Source organism: Mesobacillus sp. (assembly GCF_057785455.1).
The window spans coordinates 96,123-122,104 of sequence record NZ_JBYNSB010000050.1; the positions used below are offsets into that span (position 1 = coordinate 96,123).

The following is a 25,982-nucleotide window of genomic DNA, read 5'->3' on the forward strand; positions in this document are numbered from 1 at the left end:
AATAATAGAAACCTTCAAGGAATAAACTACATCTATCATGCGCACGATTGGAGGGATGGCAATGAATTACTCATTTATTGATTTTCAAAGGATATCCAGAGCACTGTCTTCATGCACAGAAGCCTTAAGGAATGAAATGCAGACAGATGATTTGCAGCTGACTGAACTACAGGAAGCAGAAAATAATTTCCGTCAGGCATTGTCATTTGGCCTTTCAAACCCAAAATAAAGTGCAAAGAAACGCTTGTGATCAAAGCGTTTCTTTTTTTACATATTTGAAGTGGTGATTAGAACCCTTGAAGCAGCCGTTTGCCTTCATCTGTCATCAAATCCGGTGTCCAAGAAGGCTCCCAGGTTAATTGAACATCTGCTTGATCGATTTCTTCCATTCCCTGAACACAATATTTAATTCCGCTTGCAATACTGTCATGCAATGGGCAGCCAGGAGTGGTCAAAGTCATGAGAATTCTTGCAGTGCGAGGCTCTGGAACATCTATATTGTAAATCAATCCGAGATCAACTACATTTATATTCAATTCTGGGTCATAAACCGTTTTAAGGTTTTCTCTAATTTTCGCTTTTAAATCCAACATGATGAATTCCTCCTTATTTTCTTATTACCCTGGCTGTAGTGAAACTAAATAAAATTGATGAGATGACCATTAGGCTCTGGCCAAGGTAAAAAGCAGGCACCAGGTTTATTGTGTTTGCCAGGAAAAGGAAAATGGCCCCCAGGGTGAACATGATGAATAGCGGCATAGCTGCTTTTTCATCCATCATTTCCTTGAGTGCTGGAACCTTGTGCTTTCCAATTTCATTACTGTATTTATGTGTCCACCATAGGAACGGCACGATTTTATATAAGTAGCCAATGATACTGAAAGCAATCCAGGCAATTAAATATGAGAAAAGAATTGGGCCAGCCATTTTAAATAGCACATTTGCGGCACTGCTGAGGAAAGCAAAAAAGTGGATGGCAGTGCCGAAGCCAATTCCTGATAAGGCAAATATGAATGGTCGATCCAGTTTCTTTTTCACACGCTTTTTGATGATTTTGGATATATGCCAGGCGAAAAATGTGAATCCGCTGAAAAGCAAAAGTGTACCTGTAATCTCTAAGCCATGATGGTTAAAGAAGAATGAAGAGATTAACGTAATGATTCCAGCAGCATATATACCAAAAATATATGGAGCTGCCTTCATGGAATAACCATGTGCAAGCGAGAACATTGGCACCATTTTATAGGAGAAACCGAAAATCAATAAACTGAACCAGCCGGTGGTCCCCATGACAATATGAGTTTTAAAGATAAACTGATAATGTTCTGAAGCAAATCCTGTTTGGATGCTTAAAACGAGCAATATACCCAAAGTGATGGTCGCAAGCAGTGAAACCAATGCTGCTCCGACAAAAAGTGTGAGGACATTCGCTTTGGCTTGGTTTTTTAACGTCATGAACATCTGGATTAAAAATAGAATAACTCCTGTAATGGTTAAAATCCCCGGATACAATGCTGCCTGAGGACTGTAGTACAATGCTCCGGCAAATAGGGTAATGCCAATAGCTGTAACTGCAAACTGAAAATATCCGAATCTTTCATTCCAAATTGGAGTCAGGAAAGCGACAGGAACAAGCTGGTACATCGCACCCATGGCAACCATCAATGCCCAGCCCAGGACGAACAGATGGGCTGCTGACCAGATTTCGGGTATACGGTAGGTGCCGGAAACAAGTAAATCGCCATGTACGAGCAGAAGCACCTGTGACAAGATCATTGCCGCCATGCTAAAAGCTATGAATGAAAATGGAAGCTTTATATTTGTTTCATTACCCATTGTTTGCGCTGACATGGCGTTCACCTTGCTTTACGGGAGATGGTTACTTTATAGCTTCCGTCTTCCTGCTGCTCAGTCAGGTATAAATATCCGAGGTCATCGAGCTGCTCGAACAGGAACATAGGCCTGCGGTCATTTATGATCACAAGTGTCTGGCCGGATTCTAGCTCTTCAAGAGCAGCGAGAGTCCTCATCATGGGCTGTGGCGGTTCTAATCCTCGATTATCAAGCAGCATCCTATTTTCCTCCCTTTTTTGTAAAAGTGATTTTGTAATGCTTTGCCTCGATTTTTTCAGCTTCATATTCGAAACCCTTAGCCTTCAGCACTCCATATAAAGGTACTGGCTTGAAGGGAGCATGCAAGACGAGGGTATCGTTCACATCTAAATCTGATATTGCTTCCATAATCTTCTGGAAGGGCTCTAGCTTGTTTTGGATATCCGCCCTGACATCCAATTCAATCATTTTATGATCCATAAAAATCAGCTCCCGCAGGTTGAATTTAAATTTATGATAATGAATATCACTTTATTATGGAGTGATGTGCATCACTTCACAAAATAAAAGTTTTAAAATAACTCCTGATGCAGCTTTTCATGATCGATGAGATAGCAGCCATCATCATCAAGTTCCAAGCAAGCCTTCTTTTTAAGAAAGTTGATGGTTCTGCTCACCGTTTCACGGGATGATCCGATCATGTTAGCCAATTCCTTATTTGTAAAATGGGTGGTCAGCTTGAATCCGTTTGGCCGTTTCTCTCCATTTGTTTTGCATAGCCTTAATAGAAGCATGATGATTTGTTCATACGTGTTATGGAGGATTTGTTCCTCCAGCCTCGCTTGTAAATCCACAATTTTTTCTCCAAGCACTCTGAAAAGCTTAATGGATAATTCAGGGTAGGCCACCAGGATCTCTTCAAATTTGGAGATAGGGACGACGATCAGCTGGCTGTCCTCCATCATTTCAGCATGAGCCGGATATTGGCCCTTCCGGAAAAAACCTGCATGCGGGAACATTTCACCGGCTTCAAGCACAGAAACAATTTGTTCTCTTCCTGAAGAATCAGTTTTGTATATTTTGACTTTGCCAGAATGAATGAAGAAAACCCGATCAAGGGTATCACCCTGCATGAATGCGTACATTTTATTTTTATAGAAACGGTGCTGGGCAATTGCGATAATCGGATCCATTTCCTCGGCTGATAGCTCCTTGAAAATGGGCACTTCCTTTAACTGCTGTCTGATTTGAGCTATATTCATCTTTTCTTCTCCTCTAATATTTTTTAGTTTCTACTATAGATAGTAGCAAGCTGGCAGCAGGCGCTAAGTGACCTGAATCATATTTTGAAGATTTTTTGAAAATAATTCTCATTCCTGTGTGAAAAATCACACCTAATAAATGAGGTACTTCACAAACTCAAAATCCTTTTCCTTTTAAACTGAAGGTGTAAATCAAACAAACAGGAAGGGGATGTATGGAATGGAAATCCAGCATAGGGCATCCACAAAAACAGCAGTAAAAAAGAATCGAAACTCACTGCTGAAATCCGTACTTATCATTACATTATTGCTTAGCTTCACAGTTCTCCTGACAGGAGGCTATTGGATTTTCAAGGAGATGGCACCGAGGCCGCTGGAAGTTACCAGTGAGAAGGGAGAGGTCATACTAACGAAGGATAGTATTGTCGGAGGCCAGGCTGTCTTTCAAAAATATGGTCTAATGGATTATGGTACAGTTTTAGGCCATGGATCATATATGGGCCCCGACTACACGGCAGAAGCTCTTAAGATTTATACAGAGGGCATGCAGGACTTCAGGTCACAGGAGAAATATAATAAGGATTTCAAGCAATTAACCGTTGATGAACAAACCATTATCCGGGAAAATGTGAAAAAGGAAATGCGTGAAAACCGCTATGTTCCAGATACAGATAAATTAGTTTTAACTGATGCGCAAATCTTTGGACATGAAAAGGTAAGAGAGTATTACCACCGTATTTTTACAGAGGGAGACCATTGGGGGCTTAAACCTGGTTTGATCCAGGAGAAGCATATGCCTGATGGAGATCGTGCCTGGGTATCAAAAGGGGACCAGATTGAACAGATTTCCGATTTCTTTTTCTGGACTGCATGGCTTTCAAGCACAGACAGGCCAGATGATAATATAACCTACACGAATAACTGGCCGTTTTATGAAGATGCTGGCAACACGATGTCATTCTCTGCTGTTTGGTGGAGCGGTGCAAGTGTTACTATCCTTGTTCTGTTCGTAGGCTTAATCTTGTTTGTTTTCTATCGTTATCATCTTGGCATGCAGGAAGCTTATACTGAAGGCGATTTCCCAAAAATAGAGCTTAAGAAATTGCCGCTGACATCATCTCAAATTAAAACAGGAAAATATTTTGCGATTGTATCGGTATTATTCTTTGTTCAATCCATGTTTGGAGCGCTGCTTGCCCACTATTACATTGAACCTGACAGCTTTTTCGGTATGAAGTGGATCCATGATATCCTGCCATTCAACATTACAAAAGGTTTCCACTTACAGCTGGCCATTTTCTGGATTGCGACAGCCTGGCTTGGAATGGGCATCTTTGTCGCTCCGCTAGTTGGAGGACGGGAACCGAAGCATCAGGGCAAACTGGTAGATATTCTTTTCTGGGCCTTGGTTGTACTTGTTGCTGGCAGCATGATTGGCCAGTGGCTTGGAGCGAACGGTTATTTAGGAAATAATTGGTTCCTGTTGGGACACCAGGGATGGGAATACCTCGAATTAGGACGCATTTGGCAGTTCATCCTGGCAGCTGGAATGCTGATTTGGTTATTCATTGTCTTCCGCGGCATCAAGAGCGGACTTAAACGTGAATCGGATAAGGGCGGTCTGATCCACTTATTATTCTACTCAGCGATTGCTGTTCCGGCGTTTTATTTCTTTGCATTCATGATCAACCCTGGAACTCATTATACATTCGCAGATTATTGGCGCTGGTGGATTATCCACCTCTGGGTAGAAGGGATTTTCGAGGTGTTTGCGGTAGTGGTTATCGGCTTCTTGATGGTACAAATGAAGCTGGTTACGAAGAAGTCGACTATCAGAGCATTGTACTTCCAGCTGATCCTCCTTATGGGGGCGGGAGTCATCGGTATTGGCCACCATTACTACTACAACGGCTCATCAGAAGCCTGGCTTGGTCTTGGTGCAGTATTCTCAGCACTTGAAGTCATTCCGCTTACATTGCTGATATTAGAGGCATACGAGCAGTATAAAATGATGCGTGATGGCGGAGTGGATTTCCCATATAAAGGCACATTCTGGTTCTTGATATCTGTGGCGATATGGAACCTGGTCGGCGCGGGCGTGCTTGGCTTCCTGATCAACCTTCCTGCAGTCAGCTTCTTTGAGCACGGTCAGTTCCTGACTCCGACTCATGGCCACGCATCGATGATGGGGGTTTACGGGATGTTTGCCGGAGCTGTATTGATTTACTCCTTGCGCAACATCGTCAAGCCGGAAAAATGGAGCGATAAATGGGTTAAATTCATCGTCATCATGCTGAACGTCGGACTTGCAGGAATGGTATTCCTTTCCTTGCTTCCAGTAGGGTACCTCCAAATTAAAGAAGCCTTTTTCAATGGTTATGCCGCTTCACGTTCGGCAGCTTTCCTTCAGCAGGATACTGTACAAATGCTGCTGACATTAAGAGCGATTCCAGATACGATTTTCTTGATAGGAGTTGCAGCATTGGCGCTGTTCAGCATCAAGGCCCTCTTCAATCTTCGCAGGGTGACACATAAAGAGGAAGAACCTCTGCCTGTTAAGGACCTTGCTGTTGACGAAGATTAAAAAGCCTAAAAATCCGCAAAGCACATGCTTTGCGGATTTTTTACTCATTTTTAGCTGCTGCAGATCGTTCAGTATGCTCACAATCAAAGCACAACAGCCTTTTATCATCTGTGTGGACTCCATTAAGAAAACCATCCATGCAAAAGACGTCTTTGCCGCACTCCTGGCAGCTTCCTACAAGCTCTTTCATATTAATCCCTCCTGTTTATATAGTTCTTGGGACTATGGAGGATCTCCTCCTGAAATCAATCAAAGAGAAACAATTGAAATAGCAGAAAGGATAGAAAGGAAGGGATTTTATTCATGCCTTGACAACAAAGCTGGTATTAAAGAACCGTAAAATGCCCAAGAAGAGAAACACTAATATCATAGCCAAACAGTGACCGCGCTCACTTCAAAGCTTTACTGGCAATTCTATAATGACAGTGTAAGGAATTCAATTATAAAGGAGCGAGCAAAATGACATTCAGTGTAACTATCAATGTACCTGATTATCTGCCACGCGAGAAGCACCCAACTATATTCCAAAACTTCGATATGCTAAAGCCTGGAGAGTTCATGCAGATCGTCAACGACCATGATCCAAGACCATTGCAATACCAGTTCATGATGGAGCGGCCTGAAGAATTCTCCTGGGAGTATCTTGAAGAAGGGCCAGAAACCTGGCGTGTGGCGATTGGCAAAACAAAGTAAAGGTAAATGTACAGTTAACATTCAACCAATCTTATATTAAGGCTGTATTCCAAAGATTGTAGCCTTTACCAATGTTTAATTAAGATCCTGTTGATTGTAGTGGAAGGTGCGCAGACTCCTTCGGGATGAAGCGGGACAGGTGAGACCCCGCAGGAGCGCAGTGACGAGGAGGCTCACCGCACGCCCCGAGGAAAGCGAAGCGCCTGGAACGGAAATCAACAGCCTTTTATTACAAAACTTTTTTTAAAAAACATTTAGTTACCTTTTAGAAAATGGGAGTCTCTTTTAAAAGTATATAGAATACAATAAAGTATTAGAAAAGAGCCTATATTAATGAACTGCCCAACAACAGGCCATGCCTGTTGTTTTTCTCTTTTTTATCTCTTCCAGAAGTTCAGGAAATAGCCTGATGGAAGGGCAAGAATATAAAACTGCAAAAATTTTTTCCAAAACCAAAATATCAGAAAAGTATGATAAGATGGGGGGAGAAAGAGAAAGATGGGGTGAAATGAATGAGTGAAGTGAATCAGACAGAAAAGCAATTCCTTGATTATGTGAAGAAAATGTCGGCATATGGTGAGGCACTTTCCTTGATTTATTGGGATTTAAGGACCGGCGCACCTAAGAAGGGCGCGGAGCAGCGTTCAGAAGTTATTGGGGTGCTTTCTTCAGAATTATTCAATATGACTACCTCTGAAGAGATGGCAGCATACATAGCAAAACTATCAACTGAGGAAGGCCTTTCGGCAGTTACGGAAAAGACTCTCGAGGAATGCCGGAAAGATTATGATCGCAATAAGAAAATCCCTGCCGATGAATACAGAGAATATGTAATCCTGCAGTCAAAGGCAGAAACAGTTTGGGAAGAAGCCAAAGAGAAGTCTGACTTTGAAATGTTCAGGCCATATCTTGAAAAATTGGTTGCGACTACAAAAAAATTCATTCAATATTGGGGCTTTGCAGGAAATAAATACAACACACTGCTCGATATGTATGAGCCGGGTGTTACAGTTGAAGTGCTTGATAAGGTTTTTGGTGACCTGCGGGAAAAAATCGTTCCGCTTGTCCAGCGAATTTCAAACTCAGAAGCTAAGCCTGAAACAGACTTCCTTTTCAAGCATTTCCCTAAAGATAAGCAGCGTGCGTTCAGCCTGGAAATCCTTAAACAGATGGGCTATGACTTCGAGGCAGGCCGCCTGGATGAAACCGTTCATCCTTTCGCAATGGGCTTGAATCCGGGGGATGTCAGGGTTACAACAAAATATGATGAAGCAGATTTCAGGACAGCGGTGTTTGGAACGATCCACGAAGGCGGCCATGCACTATACGAGCAGAATATTTCGAAGGATCTGGTTGGCACACCTATGAGCTCTGGTACCTCAATGGGAATCCATGAGTCGCAGTCATTGTTTTATGAGAATTTTGTTGGCCGCAATGAATCCTTCTGGAAACATAATTACAGTCTGCTCCAGCAGTATGCAGACGGACAGTTCACGGGTGTGGACGTAAATGATTTTTACCGTGCAATCAATGAATCAAAGCCAAGTCTTATCCGGATCGAGGCGGATGAATTGACCTATCCTCTTCATGTCATGGTTCGTTATGAAATTGAAAAAGGACTGTTCAATGATGAAATTGAAGTGAAGGACCTGCCGCAAATCTGGAATGACAAATATGAGCAATATCTGGGGATCAGGCCGGAAAATGATGCAGAAGGTGTCCTTCAGGATGTACATTGGGCTGGAGGCAGCTTCGGATACTTCCCATCCTACGCACTTGGCTATATGTACGCAGCCCAATTCAAGAATGCAATGCTCAAAGATTTGCCGAACTACGAGTCATTGCTTGAAGAAGGCAGCCTGCTGCCTGTCAAAGAGTGGATGACAGAGAAGGTCCATCAGCATGGCAAAATGAAAAAGCCGCTTGAAATACTGACAGATGTAACTGGCGAGGGGCTTAACGCACAGTATTTAGTCGATTATTTGTATGAAAAATATAATAAAGTTTATAATCTAGCATAATAAAAGAGATGGCAGTAAGTCTGCCATTTTTTCTGTGTGGTGAACATATGAACAAGAAATTGCCTTATGTCATGATTGCATTTGCTGCTGCGATGTGGGGGCTGATAGGCTTCTTTGTAAAAGGACTTTCAGCTGCAGGATTTACTTCCATGGAGATAGTCGCTGTCAGGGTGGCAGCAGCGAGTATTTTACTTGTACTGATTGGCCTTATAGGCTACCGAAACATTCTCATAATCTCATTGAAGGATCTCCCACTATTTATCGGTACTGGTATCCTTAGCATCGTTTTTTTTAATTGGTGTTATTTTACCGCGATCGACCTGATGAATATCCCGATTGCAGTTGCACTATTATATACGTCGCCAGCATTTGTGGCCATCCTGTCGTTCCTTTTCCTGAAGGAGCGCCTTCCTCGAAAAAAGCTAGTGGCAATCGTTATGACGGTTATAGGCTGCACATTGGCTGCCGGTATTACAGGGGAGGGGAGCACCTCCATTTCAGCAGCCAGCTTCCTAATAGGACTAGGGGCAGGATTGGGTTATGCACTCTATACTATTTTTGGGAAGATCGCTTTAAGGAAATATCATCCCTTCACTGTAACCCTGTATACTTTTATCGTTGCTTCGGCAGCACTTCTTCCAACTACCGGAACTATTGGGAAATTTGCGATTTTATTGGAGGGAAATACCTGGCTGTATGCAGTAGGGCTGGGGATATTCCCTACCGTACTTGCGTATTTTGCCTATTCATGGGGGCTTGAGAGGACAGAAGGCAGCACCGCTGCTGTCGTAGCGACTCTGGAGCCTGTTGTGGCTACAATACTTGGGGTATTCGTCTACGGAGACCAGCTAGGTGGGCTTCAGCTATCAGGAATAATACTGATCATCATTTCGGTCATAGCTGTAAATATTTCTTTCACGGCTGGTAAACAAAAAAGCACTTCACTGTACGAGTGAAGTGCTTTTCCTATTAGAAGAACTTATAGCCTTTTGATCCGATTGGTGCGTTTTGAATCATATCAATGAATGGTATTGTGTAGGCAAAAAGGATTAAAAGAACAGTGATGCCAAGCCAAAGCTTCCAGTTCTCGAAAACCATTGGCGTTTTTTCGGCTGCATCTGCAACCTCGCCTACCGGGAATTCTTCATCACCCTTTGGCGCAAAGAACGCAAGGTTGATGAAGATGTAAAGCATCAGGATAATGCCCAGGAACAGGATGGAACCGCCCACCGCCTGTGCAACCTGGTAAGGAATCCACTCTGCAGCCTGTTCAGCTCCCCCGTAAGTCGAGAAAGAAGAACGGCGAGGTGCACCAAGCAAGCCAGCTGCGTGCATTCCACCTGACATGAAAGTCATGCCGATTGCCCAAATCACACCCTGAATAATAGCCAGCTTATTCATCGCTTTTGTAAGAACTCTTCCTGTAAGGTGAGGGATCAGCCAGTAAGAAATCCCAAAGAATGTCAAGACTACAGAAGTTGCAAGTGTCAAATGGAAGTGACCCGTTACCCAGATAGTATTGTGGACTACCTGGTTCAGCTGGTGGGAAGCGTTAATTACGCCGCCGGCACCTGCAGGGATGAAAGCAAGCATTCCAATGAATGGAACAGCAAATCGCGCATCACCCCAAGGGAGTTTTTTTACCCAGCCGAATAAGCCGGTAGCACCTTTGGAACGTCCATACATTTCAAAAGTAGCGAACAGTGAGAAAGCAGTCATTAAAGATGGTATAATTACAAGGAAAGTCAGGATAACCTGAAGGAATTTCCATGCTGGGTCAATTCCAGGTTCCATCAGCTGGTGGTGGAAACCAACCGGAATTGAGAAAAGCAGGAACAAAATAAATGACATCCTTGCCAGGGAATCCGAGAAAATTTTTCCGCCGATAATTTTTGGTACAATTGCGTACCAGGCCATGTAAGCAGGCAATAACCAGAAATAAACAAGCGGGTGCCCAAAATACCAGAACAAAGTACGGCTTACTAAAACATCGACACGCTCTACCAGGCCCAGAGACCAAGGAAGCAATTGGAAAAGGACTGTTGCTGCCACACCAATCGTGGCGACAATCCATAGTAGAGTGTTAACGATAGCCATGAAAGTTAACAGTGGGCTCGGCTTTCCTGGGTTTGGTTTTCTCCAGGATGCATAAGCCATGATCAAAGCTGCACCGTCAATCCAGCTGCCCACGATAACAAGTGTGAGCCCAACATAGTAAAGTGCATGTGCCTGTAAAGGGGCATAGAAAGTATAAAGAACAGATGCTTCATTCAGAAGAATCATCACTGCTGCCATAACAGTGCCAATTGTCATCAGCCAAAAGCCGATCCAGCCTGTCAGACGCTGTTTGTCTGTAAGTGTACCTGACGTCTTGCTGACTGCAGCAAGCTGGAACCCCATAATGAAGAATGTAGTCAGTACTAAACCTAAAACCACACCATGGACGGTAAGAATTTGATAATAGCCAATTCCTGCTGGAAGTTCAAATTTACCCGAGCGTACAAGTGTCTGCAAAAGGCCAGCAAGGCCTCCGACTGCAAGTGCGATGAATGCTACATAAAAGTGGGCCATCGCCAATTTCCCATCGCGGCGGTCGACTTTTGTATTTAATATATTCGTACTCATTATTCTACCACCTCAATTTTAGACGACATCATATGGTGACCAACACCACAGTATTCATTACAAACGATCAGAAAGCTTCCGGCCTTATCAAAGGTTGTGACATATTCACTGATGAAGCCCGGTTCAAGCATCATATTGATATTTGTTCCAGCTACCTCAAAACCGTGAATTACATCTTTTGTTGTAGCGATTACCTTCACTTTTGCTCCCTTTGGAACTTCGACCTGTCCAGGATTGTAGGAAAAGGCAGACGCAACGAAGACCAATTCATAATCCCATTCCTTGCCTTCAACCTTCTTAAGGCCTGGCTTATCAAATGGTGCGGTTGTATCAACCTTTTCCGGATTGATTGTTGCAAGGCAGCTTGGTGGCTGATTGCCTAAGTAAAAGGCGCTTACGCCAATTACCGACAGGAAAACGAGCAAGGTCGTGATCCCGAATATTAGCCAGATTTTTTCAAACTTATGAATATGCATAGCTTTTTTCTCCCCTTTTTCTCTATTAGAAACGATTTACAAATAAGAAATAAACGCCTACCCAAGTGATGATTAAAAAGAACCCCAACAAGAAAACAGATGCAAGTGTTCCTTTTAGAGAAGATCGATCTTCTACCTTTGTGTTCGTTTTCTTTCCGATCCCAGGCTGTGCCATCCCGGTCCACTCCCTTCGAATAGATAAATCAGTAAATAAATTAATTTGATCAGTACACTCTCATAATACAAAACAATTTGGAAACGTAAATATGGTTTTGAGCAGTTCACAAATTGTTCATACCTGATGTATTTACTATGTTAATGGTGAAAACGCGTGAATACAGTGATTTAAGTCACATCAAGGCCTGGTCAATTGTGAATAATGTGTGAAAACTATGATGTGAAAAGATGAGCAAAACAGTGGTCTGAAGAGATGATATGTGATGAAACGAGTTGACAAATTATTAAATAAAAGTAATAAAACGAAATCACCAATTAAAAATCAAATAATAAAATATTAGAAAATGCTTTTTCAGGAAGTGAAAGGATATGCAGAAGTATTATTGTGATCATTGCAGACTGCTCTATGATGAAGCGAAGATCTGCAAAAAATGCGGAAGTGCAGCGGAAAAGAAGATTTGGATTGAAGTGCAAAAGCAATCGAATGACAGGGATGTATGATCCTTTAATGGCATCACTATATGATTTAATCAGACTGACTGCAGACAAACTCGATGTTGAACCTCGGGCTTGTCTGCAGTCTTTTTCAATTGTATGAAGACTGAGTCTTTTGATTTCTCTGCGGGGCGGATTAGGGATAACATGCTGTACAATCCACTTTCGAAATTCTTTCAGGTTATAAATCCGCTCATCTAATGAAGACTGTGGTAGAATAAATACAATTTAATAAAGAGAAAGGTGATATTTATGTTTTTACCATCTTTTCAGCTTGAAGGGAAAAAAGCAGCCGTTACCGGTGCAGGACGTGGAATTGGCAGGGCGCTTGCAATTGGCCTTGCAGAAGCGGGTGCAGACGTTGCGCTGCTTTCGCGTACAGAGGGAGACTTAAACGAAACTGCCTCAATCATTAGGGACATGGGCAGGGAAGCATTGGTATTGCCTGCTGATGTAACTAAAAGGGAAGATGTACATAAAGCTTTGACAGATGTATATGCTCAGTGGGGAAAACTTGATATCATCGTGAATAATGCTGGTATGAACATCCGCTCAAAGGCGTTGGATGTTAGTGATGAGGAATGGCAGACCATCATGGATACCAATCTGAAATCGGCTTTCATGGTTTCACAGGAAGCAGGAAGGCTTATGAAGGAGCAGGGAACTGGCGGAAAGATCATTAATATTGCATCGGTTGCTGGACAGGTTGCTTTAAGGACTGGTGTGGTCTATGCAGCAACTAAGGCCGCCATGATTCAAATGACCAAGGTTCTTGCAATGGAATGGGGCCAGTATGGCATTAATGTCAATGCCATCGGGCCATGGTATTTTAAGACACCGCTTACTGAAAAACTGTTATCGGACGAAGCATATGTGAATGATATATTGGCGGTAACCCCCTTGAAGAGAATCGGAGAGCTGCCGGAACTAGTGGGACCAGCTGTTTTCTTAAGCTCTGATGCAGGCAATTATGTGACTGGCCAAACCTTGTTCGTCGATGGCGGCATGACCATTCACGGATTCTGATGCTGTCAACTGGTAATGATTTTATAATGTTCTGACTGGTGTGGCGAGTTATAATGAAATCGCACAGCAACTCCTTCAAAACGTTAGGCTTTCTCCCTTTATGGAGAAAGTCTTTTTTTTTCAGCTAATAACAAAAATACAAGTATAAAGGATCAAATACAAACATCTTCACCGCATTATTTCCCTTGCTTTAGTTTGTTTGCATACTCTTCGGGTAAATGGAAAAAGTAACCGTACATATATGTGAGGAGAGTATGAAAAATGCCCAGAATCATATCAGCAGCAGAAGCAGTGCCTCCATATCCGATAGAACAGGAAAGAGTCATGGAATTTGCTGAAAAACTTTTTAAGGAATCATTTAATGATATAAAAAGGCTATTAACTGTGTTTCAGAATGGCCAGATTGAGAAAAGACATTTTGCGAAAGACCTAGAATGGTTTGAAAAGGATCACTCATTTGAAGAAAAAAATAATGCCTATATTGAGTCAGCGGTAAAATTGGGAGCAGAGGCAATCTCTAAATGCCTTACCAGCCAGGAATTCCTTAAAACTGAAGTATCTTTAGAGGACATTGATGCAATTTTCACGATCAGCAGCTCTGGCCTGGCAACTCCAAGCATAGAGGCAAGGATTATGAATATCCTGCCATCGTCACAATATACTAAAAGGATCCCATTATGGGGACTAGGCTGCGCAGGGGGAGCATCCGGCCTTTCCCGGGCATATGAATATTGTCTTGCATATCCAAAAGCGAAAGTACTTGTCCTTTCCATTGAGCTTTGCAGCCTCACTTTTCAGCGCAATGACCGATCAAAAAGCAATTTGGTGGGTACCTCTTTATTTGCGGATGGGGTAGCCTGTGCCCTGGTATGTGGTGAGGATTCTGGATTCGAAAATCTTTCAAAAAAACGGGCGACGCCAAGGATTCTGGATACACAATCGACAACAATGCCGAATTCACTTGATGTCATGGGCTGGGAAATTAAGAATGACGGCCTGTTTGTTGTCTTTTCAAAAGACATTCCGACCATAATCGAGAAATGGCTCCAGCCGAATGTATTTCGTTTTTTAGATACCAATCGTATACGAGTCCAAGATCTGAACCATTTTATAGCCCATCCAGGAGGTAAAAAGGTGCTTGAGGCCTATGTCGCTGCGCTGGAATTGCCGGAAGATATGATTGAAACATCGTTGAATGTCCTGAAGGAGTATGGAAATATGTCATCAGCGACCATTTTATATGTTTTAAGGCGATTCATGGAAACTGCCCGCGAAGGAGACATCGGTCTCGCAGCTGCATTGGGTCCGGGTTTCAGTTCCGAATTACTTTTGGTTAGGTGGGAGTAGGATGCTGCCATTCTTGTTTTTTATCGGTTTTATCATATTTCAAAGACTAACAGAGCTGGTCATTGCCAGAAGGAATGAAAAATGGATGAAGAGCCAGGGAGCGATTGAATTCGGAAGGGGTCATTATCCCGCAATGGTTGCCATCCATACTGCATTTTTTCTCTCATTCATGTTGGAGGTCATCTATTTTCAAAAGGATTTATCTGCCTATTGGCCGCTGCTCTTGACGGTTTTCCTCATCACCCAGGCGATGAGGGTATGGGCATTGACCTCATTAGGACGTTTCTGGAATACCAAGATCATCATTCTACCAGGAGCCAAGGTAATCAAAAAGGGGCCCTACAAACTCATTAAGCATCCAAACTATTTAATTGTTGCTGTTGAGTTGATTGTCATCCCATTAATATTCAATGCTTTTGTTACCATGATTGCATTTACCCTGCTGAATATCATGATCCTGTCTATCCGAATTCCGGCTGAAGAAAGAGCGCTGAAAGAACTGACCGCATATGAGCATAAATTTTCTCAGCAAGGCCGTTTTCTGCCGAATTTGTTAAATAAGTGTGACAATTAGGCATTTTCCATTGAAAATGATAATCATTGATGATACACTTTTTCTTGAAGATGAAAATAATTCTCAGTTAACTATTTGAACTCCAAGGGATGGTGTAATCAATGGTTTCGATGTTAGTTGTTTCCACAGTAGCTGGTTATGCTTTGCTTATGAAGTATATATTGAATAACGTACTTAAGCCAAATTAAACGCGGTACTATACTTATTGTGAAAATGGCCCGGACAATGTCCGGCCATTTTTTTGTGCATTTTTGAGGTTCTGCACGATGATAAATTGAAAATATATAATGTAATAATAGGAAAAGCGTGAAAAATCATATAAAATATAGGCATTCACAAATTTGTCACAAGGGGAAAAAACAATGAGCCAGACAGTTACGCAGCAAGACCGTAAACTTCTAGGGAAAATATTATCATTATATAACCTTATGCAGAATAATCAGGATGCTGAAACTGCTGAAAAAATAAGGGATTTAGGCAGGAAAACACTTGAGGAGGAATTTTCAATCGCTTTCTGCGGCCACTTTTCAGCCGGCAAGTCAAGTATGATCAATAAGCTTGTCGGAGACAATATTCTGCCTTCTAGTCCGATTCCGACAAGTGCTAACCTGGTGAAAATTAAATCAGGAGCAGAATACGCGAAGGTTTATTTTAAACAGGGCGGTGCAAGGCTATACCAGGCTCCTTACGATTATGAAGCGGTAAAATCCTATTGCAAAGATGGAGATCAAATTCAGGCAATCGAGATCAGCCATTCTGGAACTGATTTTTTAAATGAAGCAGTGATTATGGACACACCTGGGATTGATTCCACGGATGATGCTCACCGTATAGCGACTGAATCAGCCTTGCACCTGTCAGACATCGTATTTTATGTTATGGATTACAACCATGTCCAATCAGAATTGAACTTCCTTTTTACAAAAGAGTTAACAGATGCGGGAAAAGAACTATATTTGATCATAAATCAAATCGACAAGCATCAGGACGCTGAGCTTTCTTTCAACAGGTTCAAGGAAAGCGTCGAAGAATCCTTTGCGGATTGGGGAGTCAAGCATTCCGGCATCTTTTACACGAGCCTAAGAAATCCTTCAGCAGCAAATAATCAATTTAATGAACTTCGTGAATTTATCGTCGACCGCAAGCAAAAGCGAAGCGATATCCTTCCAGTTTCGATATTTAAGTCGATGGAAAAACTGTCTGAAGATCATCTGTCTCACTTGCACCAGCAGGTTGAGGGGAAACTTGAGGACTTCGAAGCGGTATTGCAAGAACTTACTGAAAGCGAAAGGATTGAGCTTCAGGCAAAGCTGGATCAGGTAAGAGAGTCAAAGAGAGTAATTGAAAATGAGAGCAATCCAGATCAGGAATTTGAGGAGGGAGTCAGGAGCATTCTTAAAAATGCCTACTTGATGCCATTCCAGACAAGAGAGCTGGCAGAGGCATATCTCCAGTCGATACAGCCTGATTTTAAGGTTGGCCTGTTTTTCTCAAAACAAAAGACGGAACAGGAGCGGGCAGACCGGCTCAACAAGTTTTTCCAAGAGCTTGAAAATAAAGTGCAATCCCAGATAGATTGGCATATTAAAGACTTCTTAACGAAGCTGGTAAGGAACCACAACTTGACGCAGCATGAGCTCCAAAAATCAGCACAAAACTTCAAAGTCGAATTCGAAAAGGAACTCCTTCGCGATACTGTTAAGCCCGGGGCCAGGCTTTCAGGAGACTATGTCCTGAATTATACGAATGATGTAGCCGAAGCAATTAAAAATCTTGCCAGAAAAAAGCTGATGCCAATTAAGGAACTTTTTATCTCCAATGCTGCAGTATCGGAGAATGAAGGGCTTTCATTGATCCTCGAAGAAGAGAAAGAACTCGAGAAGCTTGTAGATGCATGGAACAGTTTATCGGCAATCACTAAAGAGCTCCAGGACCAGAGAAGGGTTGTTACTGAAGTTTTATATGGAGAAGCGATCCCTCAGTATAACGACGAGGCTTATGGCGTATTCATCGACACAAATGAAGATACGGAAGTCGTTGTCAATGCAAGCAGCGAAAAAATGGCGACAGAAAGCAAGCCTGCTGTCCAAGAACCTGACGTTCCAGCAAAAGCGGAAAAACAGATGGAGAGTTTGGAAATATATCATGAAGAGCAGCAGCATCTGATTGAGAAACTAACCTATACAGCTTCACAAATTGAAGAAATGACTGGCCTGAAGAAATTAGCAAGAGAATTGAAAGAGAAAGCTTCACGGTTAAGTGACCGTGAATTTACAGTTGCGTTATTTGGCGCTTTCAGTGCAGGCAAATCTTCTTTTGCAAATGCCCTTGTCGGCGAAAAGCTGCTGCCTGTTTCTCCGAATCCAACAACGGCGGCGATTAATAAGATTAAGCCTATTACAAAAGAGCAGCCGCACGGTAGTGTCATAGTAAAAATCAAAGAGGAAAAAGTACTGCTGAAAGAGATTGAGCGTTCGCTCGGGTTATTTGGACAGTCAACAGCTGATTTTGAAAAAGCGGTTGACATCATCAGCAGTCTTACATTGGATGAAGCTGGTTATAACGCCGCTGAAAAGACCCACTATGCATTCTTAAAAGCATTTGCCAAGGGATATTCGGATTTTAAGAGCATGTTCGGTGAGAAGCTTGATGTTGATCTCGAATCTTTCCGTGGATATGTTGCAGAAGAAGAAAAATCCTGCTTCGTAGAGTGGATAGAAGTCTATTACGATTGTCCGCTGACTCAGGAGGGCATCACGCTTGTTGATACTCCCGGGGCTGATTCTATCAATGCCCGCCATACCGGGGTGGCTTTTGATTATATCAAGAACTCGGATGCCATATTGTTTGTAACTTATTATAACCATGCATTTTCCAAGGCGGACCGCGAATTCCTCATCCAGCTCGGCAGGGTTAAAGACACCTTTGAAATGGATAAGATGTTCTTTGTCGTCAATGCGGTCGACCTGGCGAATTCAGCGGAAGAACAGGACGCAGTCCTCCAATATGTAGAGGACCAGCTTGTACAGTACGGTATCAGGAAACCACATCTTTTCCCTGTCTCCAGCTTGAATGGACTTAAAGCCAAGCAGGAGCCTGAATCTGGGCATGACCCACAATTCAGCAGGTTTGAACAGGCATTCTACTCTTTCATAGCTCATGATTTGGTGAATCTCGCTGCCGACGCAGCAGAAGTTAAGTGGCAGCAGGCTGTCACATTAATGGAGAATATGATTGCTTCAGCTGAAGAAAACAGCTTGGTAAAGGCCGAAAAACGGGAAAAGCTGAAGGCAGAGCAAGATGAGATGCTTCGGCTTGTCTCCGGTACGTCTGCTGAGATTCTTCAGGACCGTCTGGCTCAGGAAGCAGATGAATTGGTTTATTACATTCGCCAGAGAGTTTTTATCAGATTTGGGGACTTTTTCCGTGAAGCCTTCAACCCTGCTCTATTAAAAGATGACGGCAGGAATTTGAAGAAGGCATTGGAATCCGCACTTGATGAATTAATTGAAAGTGTCGGGTATGATTTTGCCCAGGAAATGAGAGCAACCTCGTTAAGAATCGAGGCCTTCATTGCCCGGCAGCTCAATGATTCACAGAAAACAGTTATCTCTGAATTAACTAAAATCAACAGGTCGTTCACACTTACTGCAGCAGAAATTCAGCCATCAAGCGGCATAGACTTTAATACTGCATTTGAAGGAATCGACCGCGGCTTATTTAAGAAGGCATTGGGCATGTTCAGAAGCCCGAAGGCATTTTTTGAGAAGAATGAGAAGAAGCTGATGAATGAAGAACTCGAAAAACAGCTTCAAGCTCCTGCTGAAACCTATCTTGCAAACGAGAATGCGAGACTTAAAAAGCATTATTCTGAAGAAATGGAAATGGAGTTTGCAAGGATTATGCACGATTTAAGCGAGCAAATCAATGAATACTTCCAGGGGATAACTTCTGCTCTGGAAGACAATTTCTCTGTAGCAGAGGTAAGGAAAGCACTTGCAAATGTGAAAAAACATGGAAAAGGCTGATGCAGGATGGGGAAAAATCGATTCCATGCATGTGCTACATGTGTGAATTTCCAAATAAGCAGAACTGAGAGCACCGTTAAGTACTTTTGTAGAAGGCTGGGCTACGAAACAAAAACACATTATCAATTTGATTGCTGGGATCCAAAGGAGAATGTAAAAAAACTGATGGCCAAAGCAAGCAATGAAAATGGAGAGTGAGAGCAATGGATTACGCTGTTGAACCCAACTGGCTGAAAGAGAATTTAGAGAATGAAACCGTACGGATAATTGATTGCCGGTTCAAGCTTGGAGACCCTGAAGCAGGCAGGAAGGAGTATGACCAAGCTCATATTCCAGGTGCAATTTATTTTGATTTGGAAAAGGATCTGTCCGCTCCAGCAGAACTCCATGGAGGACGGCACCCCCTTCCGGCCATAGATGACTTAAAATCAAAGCTTGAAGAGGCGGGTATCAGTAAAAATATCACCATCGTTGCTTATGATGGGAAGGAAGGTGCCTTTGCTTCCAGGTTCTGGTGGCTTCTTAACTATCTTGGCCATGACCGTGTATATATCCTTGATGGCGGGTTCCAAGCCTGGACAAAGGCAGGCTATCCAGTTGATGATGTTATTCCGGCATATGAGAAAGGCGAATTTAATCCTATGATAAATCGTGAAATGCTGGCCACTTATCAGGAAGTAAAAGAAGCTGCATTCAGTAATGGAGGAACTGTCCTGATCGACTCAAGGGAAAGCAGGCGTTATCTAGGAATAGAGGAGCCCATCGACCGGGTTGCCGGCCATATACCGAATGCAGTGAACAAACCATGGATGGATGGATTTGAGGAAGGATATTTCAAGCCACAGCTCGAGCAGGAAAAGCGTTTTAGCGATATTGACAAAGACCAGCCCATCATCGTATATTGCGGTTCAGGAGTGACAGCCACGCCAAATTTCGCAGCGCTTAAGAAGGCTGGCTACCAAAATGTCAAACTCTATGCAGGCAGCTATAGTGATTGGGTATCCTATACTGATAATCCTGTAGAAAAGGGAAATGCAGGGAGCTAACAGCTTCTGCGTAATTATGTCCCTTTCTATGGTATAATGGACAGGTTGAACCACATTGGGCACTTGCTTTATGCAAGGCTTCTGAAAAATAATGACAGATGGAGGTTTCAGCTTGGAAAATCAAAATAAAACTTCACTTTTGCTTGTTGACGGAATGGCACTATTGTTCAGGGCTTTTTATGCCACAGCTGTCACCGGGCAATTCATGATTAATACAAAAGGAATCCCGACTAATGCAATACATGGATTCATCAAGCACTTTGCGACTGCGTTAGATGCTTTTAAACCGACCCATGCAGCTGTATGCTGGGATATGGGCAGCAAAACGTTCCGTACAGAAATGTTCGATTCGTATAAAGCGAACAGGCCTGAAGCACCCATTGAGCTGCTTCCTCAATTTGACCTGGTAAAAGAGGTAGTGGAAGCGCTGGATGTGCCGAATATCGGACTTCCTGGCTTTGAGGCGGATGACTGCATCGGCACCATCGCAAAGACTGCTAGCGAGGTAGATTCTGTTTCAATCCTGACTGGAGATAAAGATATACTTCAGCTTATCGATGACCGCACTTCTGTTATACTGCTTCAAAAGGGCTATGGAAACTATGTCGTCCACAACCGGGAAACACTCTATGAAGAAAAAGGCATCTGGCCCGAGCAAATGATTGATTTGAAGGCTTTCATGGGAGATCCTAGCGATAACTATCCTGGAGTCCGTGGAATCGGTGAAAAGACAGCGCTGAAGCTGCTTCAGGAACATGGTAATGTCGACGGGGTTATTGCCAATCTCGATAAGCTGACTAAATCACAGCGAGCGAAAATCGAAGCCGATCTGGAAATGCTCCATTTAAGCAGACAGCTTGCTGAAATCAAATGTGATGTGCCTGTTGAGTGCTGTATGGATGATGCTGTCTTTAGAATTGACAGGGAAAAGGTAATGGCGAAATTCAATGAAGTGGAATTGAGAGGCCTGCACCGCTTATTTGAAAAAGATACAATGTATGCCTAAAGGAAAAAACGGCTGGAAAATCAGCCGTTTTTTTATTTTGTATTTTTCTTTTTTGCGGCATTTTCCAGCTTGGATTTTGGTTCCTCGGCAAACTCGGCATCCTGGCCATACCCCTGAGGATTGACACCAGGAGCTTTTGTTCCTCTGTTTCCTTTTTTGCTCATTATTGACCCTCCAAAAATTTTAGTTTAAAAAACACCAGAAAAGTGAATTAACCTTTATAGGCTGTCCAACAGCTTGGTTCTTATTATGAACTGTAAAGAATAAAAGCACTCATTTTTCTTCAAAATAACATGGAGGTGACTGACAATGAATAAAGGTGCAGTAATTGCATTAACAAGTATTGGCCTTGCCCAGGCCTTAAAGATACCGATTCATTATGCGAAAACAAAAGAATGGAAACCGGATTTATTTATTGCAACCGGAGGGATGCCAAGTTCCCATTCTGCGGGCGTTTCATCCCTGACAACCTATATTGCCCTGAAAAAAGGGGTACGGTCAGTTGATTTCGCCTTGTCCCTTGTGTACGGGATGATTGTCATGTATGATGCCCAGGGCATTAGAAGACAGACTGGTGAACTTACCCTTAAGGTAAATGATCTGGATGAACTGATAGACAAAATCCATGAAGACGATCCAGTTGAGTTTGAAGAAAAGTCCCCGGATCCGCTTAAGGAGATGCTTGGCCATCAGCCGAAGGAAGTCCTTGGCGGGGCGCTGCTGGGAGCATTAATGGGAGCGGCAGGATATTATCTGACAAAAAAACGGTAGAAAATCCTCGAACTTTGCGGTAAAATTTTACTAGAACATGGCTTGAAGAGAGGATTGATTAAGTCAGTGCGAACAGTTGAGGATTACTTGCTTCATTTGAAAAGCAAAGGTTTCCAATTGCGTGAGGATGCAGTCGGATTCATTTATTTTGGTCAGCAATATACGGATTCCACCGATGAAATCACAATTGCTGCGATTGAAATCACACTTAAAGCTCAGAAGAACTTTGATGGAAGCTTCTATATTTCATTGCTTGAAACGTTCGCTTCGAATAAAATTAAATCCCGTAAAGCAGCACTGCATTTTGTCAGAGAGATCGAATTATTGGCAGTATAAAAAAAGCTGGCTACAAAGCGAATCACGCTTCGTAGTCAGCTTCTTTTTTTGGATTCAATTTTCGCAGGAAGCCCTCAAACTTGCCAGAAGGCAGCTCAGCGAATACCATGCCTGCAAAGATTAAGGCGCATCCAATCAGTGCACTGCTTGCAAGCCGTTCTCCAGCCCAGATGAAAGCTGTAATAGCGGCGAATACCGGCTCCATTGCAAAGATGAGTGCAACACGGGTTGCTGTCGTATGCTTCTGGAAATTTGTCTGGATAAAGAAAGCCAATGCAGTGGCAAGGACAGACGTAATCATCAAGGCGAGGATGACTTTACCTGAGAAAACGATTTCCGGGTTGAATGCCCGCTTCCAATCTTCGAAAAAGAGGGCGGATCCAGCTGATAAAACAGCCACAGTTAAGATTTGGACAGTTGTCAGAAGCAGCGTCGGGAAACTGCTGCTATATTTACCGGTAAACAGGATGTGAAGCGCGAATCCGGCAGCACAAATAAGGACGAAACCATCGCCGATGTTAATGCTGGATACATCTGACATGGTTAAAAGATACAATCCTACAGTTGCTGCTGCTACCCCGGCGATCGAATTGAGACCTGGTTTCTGCTTCAAAATGAATATCATCAGCAATGGTACCAGAATGACACTAAGTCCAGTTATGAATCCAGCTTTTGAAGAAGTAGTATAGAGAAGCCCAAGTGTTTGAAAAGCGAATCCAATAAATAGCCAGAAACCCAGCAGCATGCCTGACAATATCAGTTTTTTGTCCAGTTTCTTGAGTTGAGTCCGCTCGAAAAACAACAGCCAGCTCCCCAGCAGAATCGCTGCCAAAGTAAAGCGGACAGCATTAAAAGATAAAGGTTCGAGAAAAGAGATTGCATTTTGGACAAGGACAAACGTCGCCCCCCAGATCAGTGCGACAAGCAGAAGACTCACATCTGCGAACGTTGAAGCTTTCATTTTTAGTTAGTTCCTTTCTTGCTGTTTTCTCTTATGGCTTTCCTGGCCAGCTCGTCTGCTGCCTTATTTTCACTTGAAGGGATCCATTTCATAAAAAAAAGATCGAACTGTCCGGCAAGAGTAAGTGCTTTTTCCAGAAGAGGCGCATATAGTTTATTCTTGACGAATTCCTTTTCGACCGCTGCATTGACAAGCTGGGAATCGGTGCGGAAGGACACCACTTTATAGCCTTTGGCATGGCAGATCTTTAAAGCCTCTATAAAAGCATGATATTCAGCCTCATGGTTCGACATGACGCCCAGCGGGATGGAATGCCTGGAAACCTCCCCTTCACCTTTAATAAAGATACCGGCACCGCTGGGACCAGGATTGCCCGCGCTAGCACCGTCAATATATACCTCAATCAAAATATTCCCTCCCGGTGTTTATACAGATAATAGTTAGTGTATCATAATAGCATTGCCAAAATATAAAAAAATGCAAAACTTCATATGTATGCAGACAGACCAGATTGATTGGAAATGAGAGCAGCTTATTAACAATGGTGGTCAGAGTATTGGGGCTGAGTTGTCATGACTTGGAGTATTAAGACAATTCGTTCATGAAAAATAGTGTTGAACTGTCTTGGCAGGTGCTCTCAAGACAATTCACAATAGAAAACAGGTGTTGAACTGTCTTGGCAGGTGCTCTCAAGACAATTCGCAAGCGAAAAATAGTGTTGAACTGTCTTGGCAGGTGCTCTCAAGACAATTCGCAAGCGAAAAATAGTGTTGAATTGTCTTGGCAGGTGCTCCCAAGACAATTCGCAAGCAAAAAATAGTGTTGAATTGTCTTGGCAGGTGCACTCAAGACAATTCGCAAGCGAAAAATAGTGTTGAACTGTCTTGGCAGGTGCTCTCAAGACAATTCACAATAGAAAACAGGTGTTGGATTGTCATGACGAGGGTTCCTCAATGAAGAATATTCAGATACAAATATATCCAGCTCTTTTGGCACAAATGCTTCTTCTGTTTGCATTGTGTACATGAGAAGAATGCTTTTCATTGTAACACACCGGGAAAATGGGTAATATAAATAACAAAATCCCGACGCAATAAGGACTTAAATCCTGAGAAGACAGTAAGGATGTGAGGATGAGACCATGAAATATAAGATCGAGTGGGAATATAAAGCGAAGGGCCTGGAAACGATCCTGTTTACATCTGACTTTCTGGTTGGCGAGCATGCTCTTCAGGCAGGGGAAGAGCTTGAAAAATCCGGCCGTGCAGGAGAAATTTCTTTCATAGATGAAATCGGGACATATTGGAGCTTAAAGGAAATGCGAAAGCTTCTTGCGGAGGTCGAAGAAGAACCGCATGATGTGACGGTTTATTTTGATGGCGGTTTTGACAATGCCACCTACAAGGCTGGCCTCGGAGCGATCATTTATTTTAAGCAGGGGAAAAAGAAATACCGGCTTCGTGCCAATGAAACATTTGATGAACTGGAAACAAATAATGAAGCAGAATATGCCGCGCTGTATTTTGCGTTGACCATACTGGAGGAAATGGGTGTCCGAAATATGTCTTGTGAGTTCAAGGGCGACTCCCAGGTTGTCCTGAAACAGCTGGAAGGTGAATGGCCATGTTATGAGGAAACACTGAACCGCTGGCTTGACCGGATTGAGAACAAGATTAAGGAGCTTGGGCTGTATCCCAAATATAACCCCGTTGGCAGGAAAGATAATAAAGAAGCGGATAAACTTGCTACGCAGGCACTTCAGGGTAAATTCATCAACAGCAAAATGCAAATATTATAAAGCCGATGGGAAGGGCGGGAGTAGATTGACTCGGAAAGAAATATTGGCTGAGGTGGAAACGCTGCTCAGTACATACTGCAGTGGCTGCTTCCTGAAGAAACACCATCAGCTCGAAAAAGGGAAAAGATATGCCCATCGCTTCTGTATTACAGAATGCACAGTGGGAGATCAAATAAAATCGTGCGGTAACCGGCTGAAAGAAGCTTAGAGTCCTGCATGAACAAAAAGCGCAAGCGCCTCGTTCAGCCTTGAAAAGCACTGGGCCACGTCCTGTGGCAACGTCGGCACTAGCATATCGTGTCCGTCGGAGGTCCTGCCATTGAAGTCGCTTTTTGACTTCAATGGCAGGACCGAAGCGTCTCGAGGAGTAAGGAGCCGCAGCTAGACAAGCGTCTCGAGGAGCTAGACGCTGGAGCTGGATTAAGACAACTTATATAGTTATCCACATCAAAATCATTTTATGATTTCCTATACAACAAAAAAGGCTGGCGAATCATCGCCAGCCTTCAACATTTTTATTAAAGTTTTACTACGTTCGCAGCTTGTGGTCCGCGGTTTCCTTCAACGATTTCGAAAGAAACTTCCTGGCCTTCTTCAAGTGACTTATAGCCATCGCCCTGGATAGCTGAGAAGTGAACAAATACATCGTCTCCGCCTTCTACTTCGATGAACCCAAAACCTTTTTCATTGTTGAACCATTTTACTTTACCATTTTGCATGCTAAACTTTCCTCCCATGTCTTTCGAGACACAAAGCTGTGTCAAAGTTGAATATTTATCATCCAAAAGATACACCTGCCGGGCAAATATATTCTAGTAAATGATGTATTAAATATACAATAGATGGGAATGTACCGTCAAGGAATGTAAGCGCATTAACGGAACAATAATCAAAAAATTTAATTAATTATAAATTCCCCGAAT

At 42.8% G+C, this 25,982-nt stretch carries 29 protein-coding genes; 16 read left to right on the forward strand and 13 right to left on the reverse strand.

Translation table 11 applies throughout. The annotated features are described in order from the left end of the window. Positions 1-61: 61 nt before the first annotated feature. The gene (locus tag AC3EBE_RS19480; protein ID WP_488596694.1) at positions 62-229 is read left to right on the forward strand and encodes a hypothetical protein; all 168 of its coding nucleotides are present in this window, start codon (positions 62-64) and stop codon (positions 227-229) included. Positions 230-287: 58 nt separating this feature from the next. Here AC3EBE_RS19480 and AC3EBE_RS19485 read toward each other — a convergent pair whose 3' ends face one another. The 5 genes from AC3EBE_RS19485 to AC3EBE_RS19505 all read right to left on the reverse strand — a co-directional run bounded on the left by AC3EBE_RS19485 (position 288) and on the right by AC3EBE_RS19505 (position 3,095). After that, entirely contained in the window at positions 288-593 is a 306-nt protein-coding gene (locus tag AC3EBE_RS19485; RefSeq protein WP_488596695.1) for a metal-sulfur cluster assembly factor, read from the reverse strand. Between the two features lie 13 nt (positions 594-606). After that, on the reverse strand, positions 607-1,851 hold the full coding sequence (locus AC3EBE_RS19490; RefSeq protein WP_488596696.1) for a hypothetical protein: 1,245 nt from the start codon (positions 1,849-1,851) through the stop codon (positions 607-609). A 5-nt stretch (positions 1,852-1,856) separates the two neighbouring features. Continuing rightward, positions 1,857-2,072 carry a DUF2249 domain-containing protein gene (locus tag AC3EBE_RS19495; RefSeq protein ID WP_488596697.1) on the reverse strand — a complete coding sequence of 72 codons (216 nt, stop codon included), beginning with the start codon at positions 2,070-2,072 and terminating at the stop codon, positions 1,857-1,859. A 1-nt stretch (position 2,073) separates the two neighbouring features. Then, the gene (locus tag AC3EBE_RS19500; protein WP_488596698.1) at positions 2,074-2,313 is read right to left on the reverse strand and encodes a DUF2249 domain-containing protein; all 240 of its coding nucleotides are present in this window, start codon (positions 2,311-2,313) and stop codon (positions 2,074-2,076) included. 92 nt (positions 2,314-2,405) lie between these two features. After that, a complete protein-coding gene (locus tag AC3EBE_RS19505; protein ID WP_488596699.1) occupies positions 2,406-3,095 on the reverse strand; it encodes a Crp/Fnr family transcriptional regulator in 690 nt (229 codons plus the stop codon). A gap of 220 nt (positions 3,096-3,315) precedes the next feature. Between AC3EBE_RS19505 and AC3EBE_RS19510 the strand changes: the two genes are divergently transcribed. After that, positions 3,316-5,679, forward strand: a complete 2,364-nt coding sequence (locus AC3EBE_RS19510) for a nitric-oxide reductase large subunit (protein WP_488596700.1) — start codon at positions 3,316-3,318, stop codon at positions 5,677-5,679. A 40-nt stretch (positions 5,680-5,719) separates the two neighbouring features. Here AC3EBE_RS19510 and AC3EBE_RS19515 read toward each other — a convergent pair whose 3' ends face one another. Further along, entirely contained in the window at positions 5,720-5,869 is a 150-nt protein-coding gene (locus tag AC3EBE_RS19515; protein ID WP_488596701.1) for a hypothetical protein, read from the reverse strand. A gap of 269 nt (positions 5,870-6,138) precedes the next feature. Between AC3EBE_RS19515 and AC3EBE_RS19520 the strand changes: the two genes are divergently transcribed. From AC3EBE_RS19520 to AC3EBE_RS19530, 3 genes are all read left to right on the forward strand, one after another. Further along, the gene (locus tag AC3EBE_RS19520) at positions 6,139-6,372 is read left to right on the forward strand and encodes a DUF2249 domain-containing protein (RefSeq protein ID WP_488596702.1); all 234 of its coding nucleotides are present in this window, start codon (positions 6,139-6,141) and stop codon (positions 6,370-6,372) included. A 512-nt stretch (positions 6,373-6,884) separates the two neighbouring features. Then, positions 6,885-8,393, forward strand: a complete 1,509-nt coding sequence (locus AC3EBE_RS19525) for a carboxypeptidase M32 (RefSeq protein ID WP_488596703.1) — start codon at positions 6,885-6,887, stop codon at positions 8,391-8,393. A 47-nt stretch (positions 8,394-8,440) separates the two neighbouring features. Next, a complete protein-coding gene (locus AC3EBE_RS19530; RefSeq protein ID WP_488596704.1) occupies positions 8,441-9,349 on the forward strand; it encodes a DMT family transporter in 909 nt (302 codons plus the stop codon). A gap of 13 nt (positions 9,350-9,362) precedes the next feature. On the opposite strand, the gene AC3EBE_RS19535 is transcribed toward AC3EBE_RS19530, so the two are convergent. From AC3EBE_RS19535 to AC3EBE_RS19545, 3 genes are read right to left on the reverse strand one after another with little or no spacing between them, the layout of a single operon-like run. After that, entirely contained in the window at positions 9,363-11,018 is a 1,656-nt protein-coding gene (locus AC3EBE_RS19535; RefSeq protein ID WP_488596705.1) for a b(o/a)3-type cytochrome-c oxidase subunit 1, read from the reverse strand. Continuing rightward, positions 11,018-11,494 carry a cytochrome c oxidase subunit II gene (locus AC3EBE_RS19540; protein WP_488596706.1) on the reverse strand — a complete coding sequence of 159 codons (477 nt, stop codon included), beginning with the start codon at positions 11,492-11,494 and terminating at the stop codon, positions 11,018-11,020. The genes AC3EBE_RS19535 and AC3EBE_RS19540 overlap by 1 nt, the downstream gene beginning before the upstream one ends. 25 nt (positions 11,495-11,519) lie before the next feature. Beyond that, a complete protein-coding gene (locus AC3EBE_RS19545) occupies positions 11,520-11,669 on the reverse strand; it encodes a cytochrome c oxidase subunit 2A (protein ID WP_488596707.1) in 150 nt (49 codons plus the stop codon). A gap of 371 nt (positions 11,670-12,040) precedes the next feature. Here AC3EBE_RS19545 and AC3EBE_RS19550 point away from each other — a divergent pair, with 371 nt between their 5' ends. The 7 genes from AC3EBE_RS19550 (at position 12,041) to AC3EBE_RS19580 (ending at position 21,193) form a co-directional block, all read left to right on the forward strand. Continuing rightward, positions 12,041-12,172, forward strand: coding sequence for a hypothetical protein (locus AC3EBE_RS19550; RefSeq protein ID WP_488596708.1), 132 nt, complete (start codon positions 12,041-12,043; stop codon positions 12,170-12,172). A 246-nt stretch (positions 12,173-12,418) separates the two neighbouring features. Continuing rightward, positions 12,419-13,192 (forward strand): SDR family NAD(P)-dependent oxidoreductase, encoded by a 774-nt coding sequence (locus tag AC3EBE_RS19555; protein WP_488596709.1) that lies wholly within the window; start codon positions 12,419-12,421, stop codon positions 13,190-13,192. 261 nt (positions 13,193-13,453) lie between these two features. Next, positions 13,454-14,539, forward strand: a complete 1,086-nt coding sequence (locus tag AC3EBE_RS19560; RefSeq protein ID WP_488596710.1) for a type III polyketide synthase — start codon at positions 13,454-13,456, stop codon at positions 14,537-14,539. A 4-nt stretch (positions 14,540-14,543) separates the two neighbouring features. After that, positions 14,544-15,113, forward strand: a complete 570-nt coding sequence (locus tag AC3EBE_RS19565; RefSeq protein ID WP_488596731.1) for an isoprenylcysteine carboxyl methyltransferase family protein — start codon at positions 14,544-14,546, stop codon at positions 15,111-15,113. 362 nt (positions 15,114-15,475) lie between these two features. Then, the gene (locus AC3EBE_RS19570; protein ID WP_488596711.1) at positions 15,476-19,141 is read left to right on the forward strand and encodes a dynamin family protein; all 3,666 of its coding nucleotides are present in this window, start codon (positions 15,476-15,478) and stop codon (positions 19,139-19,141) included. A gap of 203 nt (positions 19,142-19,344) precedes the next feature. Then, entirely contained in the window at positions 19,345-20,187 is an 843-nt protein-coding gene (locus AC3EBE_RS19575) for a sulfurtransferase (RefSeq protein WP_488596712.1), read from the forward strand. Positions 20,188-20,299: 112 nt separating this feature from the next. Beyond that, positions 20,300-21,193: a 5'-3' exonuclease gene (locus AC3EBE_RS19580; RefSeq protein WP_488596713.1), complete on the forward strand. Its 894-nt coding sequence runs from the start codon at positions 20,300-20,302 to the stop codon at positions 21,191-21,193. 32 nt (positions 21,194-21,225) lie between these two features. On the opposite strand, the gene sspL is transcribed toward AC3EBE_RS19580, so the two are convergent. Further along, positions 21,226-21,357, reverse strand: coding sequence for a small, acid-soluble spore protein L (gene sspL, locus AC3EBE_RS19585; protein WP_023627620.1), 132 nt, complete (start codon positions 21,355-21,357; stop codon positions 21,226-21,228). Positions 21,358-21,502: 145 nt separating this feature from the next. On the opposite strand from sspL, the gene AC3EBE_RS19590 reads away from it, so the two are divergent. Together AC3EBE_RS19590 and AC3EBE_RS19595 are read left to right on the forward strand one after the other, a co-directional pair. After that, a complete protein-coding gene (locus tag AC3EBE_RS19590) occupies positions 21,503-21,964 on the forward strand; it encodes a divergent PAP2 family protein (RefSeq protein WP_488596714.1) in 462 nt (153 codons plus the stop codon). Between the two features lie 66 nt (positions 21,965-22,030). Further along, positions 22,031-22,300, forward strand: a complete 270-nt coding sequence (locus AC3EBE_RS19595) for a DUF6123 family protein (RefSeq protein ID WP_488596715.1) — start codon at positions 22,031-22,033, stop codon at positions 22,298-22,300. A 22-nt stretch (positions 22,301-22,322) separates the two neighbouring features. Here AC3EBE_RS19595 and AC3EBE_RS19600 read toward each other — a convergent pair whose 3' ends face one another. Both AC3EBE_RS19600 and AC3EBE_RS19605 read right to left on the reverse strand, forming a co-directional pair. After that, complete coding sequence (locus AC3EBE_RS19600) at positions 22,323-23,261, reverse strand: DMT family transporter (RefSeq protein WP_488596716.1); 939 nt, start codon at positions 23,259-23,261, stop codon at positions 22,323-22,325. 2 nt (positions 23,262-23,263) lie between these two features. Continuing rightward, positions 23,264-23,668: a reverse transcriptase-like protein gene (locus tag AC3EBE_RS19605; protein ID WP_488596717.1), complete on the reverse strand. Its 405-nt coding sequence runs from the start codon at positions 23,666-23,668 to the stop codon at positions 23,264-23,266. Positions 23,669-24,402: 734 nt separating this feature from the next. On the opposite strand from AC3EBE_RS19605, the gene AC3EBE_RS19610 reads away from it, so the two are divergent. After that, positions 24,403-25,059: a ribonuclease H family protein gene (locus AC3EBE_RS19610; RefSeq protein ID WP_488596718.1), complete on the forward strand. Its 657-nt coding sequence runs from the start codon at positions 24,403-24,405 to the stop codon at positions 25,057-25,059. 25 nt (positions 25,060-25,084) lie between these two features. Next, positions 25,085-25,267, forward strand: a complete 183-nt coding sequence (locus tag AC3EBE_RS19615; RefSeq protein WP_488596719.1) for a zinc-finger domain-containing protein — start codon at positions 25,085-25,087, stop codon at positions 25,265-25,267. A 310-nt stretch (positions 25,268-25,577) separates the two neighbouring features. Here AC3EBE_RS19615 and cspD read toward each other — a convergent pair whose 3' ends face one another. Then, the gene (gene cspD, locus AC3EBE_RS19620; protein WP_023627628.1) at positions 25,578-25,778 is read right to left on the reverse strand and encodes a cold-shock protein CspD; all 201 of its coding nucleotides are present in this window, start codon (positions 25,776-25,778) and stop codon (positions 25,578-25,580) included. Positions 25,779-25,982: the final 204 nt, after the last annotated feature.

Coding starts and splice junctions, on each gene's coding strand:
- AC3EBE_RS19525 (WP_488596703.1), top strand. CDS start 6,885: ATGAGTGAAGTGAATCAGACAGAAAAGCAATTCCTTGATTATGTGAAG.
- AC3EBE_RS19510 (WP_488596700.1), top strand. CDS start 3,316: ATGGAAATCCAGCATAGGGCATCCACAAAAACAGCAGTAAAAAAGAAT.
- sspL (WP_023627620.1), bottom strand. CDS start 21,357: ATGAGCAAAAAAGGAAACAGAGGAACAAAAGCTCCTGGTGTCAATCCT.
- AC3EBE_RS19520 (WP_488596702.1), top strand. CDS start 6,139: ATGACATTCAGTGTAACTATCAATGTACCTGATTATCTGCCACGCGAG.
- AC3EBE_RS19560 (WP_488596710.1), top strand. CDS start 13,454: ATGCCCAGAATCATATCAGCAGCAGAAGCAGTGCCTCCATATCCGATA.
- AC3EBE_RS19535 (WP_488596705.1), bottom strand. CDS start 11,018: ATGAGTACGAATATATTAAATACAAAAGTCGACCGCCGCGATGGGAAA.
- AC3EBE_RS19600 (WP_488596716.1), bottom strand. CDS start 23,261: ATGAAAGCTTCAACGTTCGCAGATGTGAGTCTTCTGCTTGTCGCACTG.
- AC3EBE_RS19610 (WP_488596718.1), top strand. CDS start 24,403: ATGAAATATAAGATCGAGTGGGAATATAAAGCGAAGGGCCTGGAAACG.
- AC3EBE_RS19540 (WP_488596706.1), bottom strand. CDS start 11,494: ATGCATATTCATAAGTTTGAAAAAATCTGGCTAATATTCGGGATCACG.
- AC3EBE_RS19490 (WP_488596696.1), bottom strand. CDS start 1,851: ATGTCAGCGCAAACAATGGGTAATGAAACAAATATAAAGCTTCCATTT.
- AC3EBE_RS19515 (WP_488596701.1), bottom strand. CDS start 5,869: ATGAAAGAGCTTGTAGGAAGCTGCCAGGAGTGCGGCAAAGACGTCTTT.
- AC3EBE_RS19480 (WP_488596694.1), top strand. CDS start 62: ATGAATTACTCATTTATTGATTTTCAAAGGATATCCAGAGCACTGTCT.
- AC3EBE_RS19570 (WP_488596711.1), top strand. CDS start 15,476: ATGAGCCAGACAGTTACGCAGCAAGACCGTAAACTTCTAGGGAAAATA.
- AC3EBE_RS19575 (WP_488596712.1), top strand. CDS start 19,345: ATGGATTACGCTGTTGAACCCAACTGGCTGAAAGAGAATTTAGAGAAT.
- AC3EBE_RS19545 (WP_488596707.1), bottom strand. CDS start 11,669: ATGGCACAGCCTGGGATCGGAAAGAAAACGAACACAAAGGTAGAAGAT.
- AC3EBE_RS19485 (WP_488596695.1), bottom strand. CDS start 593: ATGTTGGATTTAAAAGCGAAAATTAGAGAAAACCTTAAAACGGTTTAT.
- AC3EBE_RS19550 (WP_488596708.1), top strand. CDS start 12,041: ATGCAGAAGTATTATTGTGATCATTGCAGACTGCTCTATGATGAAGCG.
- AC3EBE_RS19495 (WP_488596697.1), bottom strand. CDS start 2,072: ATGCTGCTTGATAATCGAGGATTAGAACCGCCACAGCCCATGATGAGG.
- AC3EBE_RS19555 (WP_488596709.1), top strand. CDS start 12,419: ATGTTTTTACCATCTTTTCAGCTTGAAGGGAAAAAAGCAGCCGTTACC.
- AC3EBE_RS19530 (WP_488596704.1), top strand. CDS start 8,441: ATGAACAAGAAATTGCCTTATGTCATGATTGCATTTGCTGCTGCGATG.
- AC3EBE_RS19505 (WP_488596699.1), bottom strand. CDS start 3,095: ATGAATATAGCTCAAATCAGACAGCAGTTAAAGGAAGTGCCCATTTTC.
- cspD (WP_023627628.1), bottom strand. CDS start 25,778: ATGCAAAATGGTAAAGTAAAATGGTTCAACAATGAAAAAGGTTTTGGG.
- AC3EBE_RS19500 (WP_488596698.1), bottom strand. CDS start 2,313: ATGGATCATAAAATGATTGAATTGGATGTCAGGGCGGATATCCAAAAC.
- AC3EBE_RS19590 (WP_488596714.1), top strand. CDS start 21,503: ATGAATAAAGGTGCAGTAATTGCATTAACAAGTATTGGCCTTGCCCAG.